Source organism: Mycoplasma sp. CSL7503-lung, assembly GCF_025515455.1.
Classification (GTDB): Bacteria; Bacillota_I; Bacilli_A; order Mycoplasmatales; family Metamycoplasmataceae; genus Mycoplasmopsis.
In genome coordinates, this window is the sequence record NZ_JAOPHP010000038.1 from 1 (window position 1) to 3,669 (window position 3,669).

The following is a 3,669-nucleotide window of genomic DNA, read 5'->3' on the forward strand; positions in this document are numbered from 1 at the left end:
TCAATCCTGCTATGTTAATTCAAGTAAATGATAAAAAAGCTAATGATAAAGATTTTGATGAAAAGATCGAAAATATAATCAAAACATTAAAAAGACATAATTTAACATGAGCTAAATACTTTTCTTCTGAAAAAATAGATTCAAACATGCGTGGTAACATTTCTTTAAAAAACATTTCTAAAAGAAGTTCGGATATTGATGTAATAATCTTTAAGGTTGGACCCGCAACCGGTTGAAACATACCGCGTGCTTGCATGTTAGTTCAATTAAGAAATGTATCTTCTGATAGTTTAAGCATCCAAACAATTGGTCGTATCAAACGTAATCCAAATCCAAGTTTTAAATTTGATGATAATTCAACAGCATATAGTTATTGAGTTTATTCTAATATTGAAAATATCGATAAAATAGATAAAGATAGAGAATTTAGTTCATATAAATTAAATAAAGAAAGTTTAAATGATAAGTTTTACTACGGAGAAATCAATAAAGAAGTTGAAAAAATAAAGGTTGATCTAAGTGATCAAATTGTTGAAGTGATTAAAAATAATAAAAATCAATTATTATCAAATTATAATTATTATTTAAACTACTACCAAGAAAAAGGGTATATACCTTATAAAGAAGACAAGATAATAGATAAAGAAAAAAATCAAGAATTACAATATATTAATAGAAAAATTAGTAACATTATTGAAATGAGTCAATTTATAAATGAATTTAACACAAAAACATCTAATATTCTTGATAAAAAAGATTTAAGAGCAATAGATCAATACTTTATTGATAATTATAAAGATCACATCAATTCACTACTTTGATATTCATTTATTAAGTTCATATACCCTAAGGTAAAAAAATATGTCTTGGACCAAAGAAAAAAACAAATTAGTGAGCTTAATATCCGTGAATTTAAACTTATGTATGATAAACAATTACCTTCTGATATTAATTTTGAAATAACTGATGAAGATTTTAAAATTGAGTTTGAAGAGCAAAAAATAAATTATCAATATGAATTGATATCATTGTTAAACAATAAATCTAAGCAAAGATTGCACTATTATGATTCAAATAACGAAAAAAGTTTTATTAATAGTATTATTCAACTTTTTAAAGACGACCTAAAAAATAATAATTATAAAAATATATCTCTATTTAGGAATCCAGTACAAAATGGAATCTTTTATGAATATTATGATGAAGATAGTAATATCAAACGTCAATTTCCTGACTTTGTTTTAGTTTATAAAACAGACAAAATCGAACATCAAATTAATGTTGAAATTAAAGATTATAACAATGATTATGATGAGATAAAAACAAGTAAAATAATTGATTCATATCATGGTTATTATGAAGATAAAAATAATAATTTAATGCAAATTGTTACTTCATTATTAATTCAAGTAGACAAATCAAATGTAGGATCTAATAAATTTATTATTGCAGGTGGCGGAAGTACAAACCATACAATAAAGAAAACTATTAAAGAAAACATCGGAACTAACCAAATAATAAGTTGAATATACAATTTAGCAAAAGAGATTTAAAAATATGATGTGTAAGCTTGCACATCATTTTTCTTTATCTAAGTAATTGTATTTAATGATTCAAGTTGATAAAATCAATATAATAAATAATTCGACTTTTTAAAATTGTTTATAATATAAATATACAAATTATAAGAAGGGATAAATATGAAAAATAAAGATTATTCTCAACTACTTGAGGATTATAAAAACAAAATTGATGAATTATCAGTAAATGACTTAAACAACGATCAAAAAGCAATATGTAAAATGATCTTAAAAAACTTGCCTGATAAAACTCAATTACAAAACGTATACCAATTTTTAATGCAAAGAGTAAAAATTGGGTTTACATTCGATTCAGCACCTGAAATTAATAGCAAAACCATTTCGGTGCTTAAACACAACAATGAAAAGTCTTTTAGATTCGATGAATCTAAAAGCGAAAACACCTTGATCATAGGTGAAAACTATGATGCTCTTAAAAATTTATTAGTAATAGAGAGAGAGAGAGAGAGAGAGAGAGTCGCGGCTTAGATTATAACTACGATGTAATCTATATTGACCCTCCTTATAACACAGAATCAGCACGTACAGACGGAAATAACTCCGCAAATGACAAAGAGAATGTTTCCGCTTCAAAATTTATATATCGTGATAAATTCAGCCGTAATGGTTGACTTAACATGATGAATGAAAGACTTAAATTGGCTAAGAAACTTCTCAAAGATGATGGAGTTATTTTTGTATCGATTGATGACAACGAACAAGCATATTTAAAAGTCTTAATGGACGAGGTTTTTGGAGAAGAGAATTTTGTTGCAAATTTAATTTGAAAAAAACATAATTCACAAAATGATGCAGTTTATGTAGAGAATAATCATGAATATATCTTGTCTTTTTCTAAAAATAAGTTAAATACTAAATTAATAAAAAAAGTAATTAAAAATGAAAATAATAATTCGTTTTCCTTATTATTAGGAGATGTACCGGGTGGTAGATTGAACAATAGATATAAAATGGGTTATTCTGTTTACTGAAATGAAATCACTGGTGATTTAATACCATTACATGATTATGACTTAGAAGCGTCAAAAAGTTCAAATAATTTTGATATATATGTAGATAATAAAGATTTGCTTCAAAAAGGTTATGTAATTATTAGACCGCCAAAACCAAATGAATACATATTATGTTGAAAATGAAGTATAGATAAATTTTTAAAAGAAAAAAATAAAATAATAGTAAAACGAAAAAAAGATGGTAATTTAACACTTCACTATAAAGATGAAAGAGAATATAAAATTATTGGTAATAAATCAGTTATTGATGATATTTCATCTTCATTAGGTTCTAGATTAATTAATGATATTTATATTAAATTTCCAAATTCTAAACCAATAGAATTAATAAAACATTTACTAAAAATGATTAATAGTGATGCTCGTATTTTAGACTTTTTCGCAGGTTCAGGAACAACCGGTCACGCAGTTATGGAACTAAATAGAGAAGATGGTGGAAACAGGACTTTTACACTTGTAACCAATAATGAAAATAATATTGGTTACGATGTTACTTACGAACGTTTATATAGAGTAAATCATGGTATCGGTACAAATAATGAAACTTTTAAATGAACCGAAAAGAATGATCCATATAAACAAAATTTAAATGTTTTTGACCTAGAATATAGCAATATTAGCGTAGATCAAAACCAAACTAAAACAGAACATTTAGTTGATACTCTTAGAGAATCCTTAACTAAGTTTGAAGTCAAAGATATTAGCGATGATGAGTTATTGAACAATTTAACTAATTTATATTCGTTAGATAAAGAGAAAGTTGATAAACCAGATGGAACTAACTAAAACCCAAAATAGAGCAGTTTCTCAACTCTTAAAACATTTTAATAACTCATATAGTCTTAAACAATCTAAAATAGTTGAATTTAAAGCGCCGACAGGTTCAGGCAAAACTTTTATGATTGCTAACTTTATTGATAAAGCAATTACTATTAATAAACAAAGAGATAATAAACCTATTATTTTTGTAGTTATGACATTATCTAATGCCGAATTGCCTAAACAAATGGAAGATAATTTTAACGAATATAAATTTTATTTAGAAAATAGAAATG

At 25.0% G+C, this 3,669-nt stretch carries 4 protein-coding genes; all 4 read left to right on the forward strand.

Annotated elements, in window-relative coordinates; genetic code table 4:
* Positions 1 to 1,553, forward strand: a 1,553-nt coding sequence (locus N9R85_RS03705; protein ID WP_396888771.1) for a hypothetical protein, incomplete at its 5' end; no start/stop codon positions are given.
* A gap of 147 nt (positions 1,554 to 1,700) precedes the next feature.
* Positions 1,701 to 2,069 carry a type III restriction endonuclease subunit M gene (locus tag N9R85_RS03710; protein WP_262858639.1) on the forward strand — a complete coding sequence of 123 codons (369 nt, stop codon included), beginning with the start codon at positions 1,701 to 1,703 and terminating at the stop codon, positions 2,067 to 2,069.
* Between the two features lie 23 nt (positions 2,070 to 2,092).
* The gene (locus tag N9R85_RS03715) at positions 2,093 to 3,400 is read left to right on the forward strand and encodes a DNA methyltransferase (protein ID WP_262858641.1); all 1,308 of its coding nucleotides are present in this window, start codon (positions 2,093 to 2,095) and stop codon (positions 3,398 to 3,400) included.
* The coding region (locus N9R85_RS03720; protein WP_262858640.1) for a DEAD/DEAH box helicase family protein at positions 3,387 to 3,669 on the forward strand (283 nt) is incomplete at its 3' end. The genes N9R85_RS03715 and N9R85_RS03720, both read left to right, overlap by 14 nt.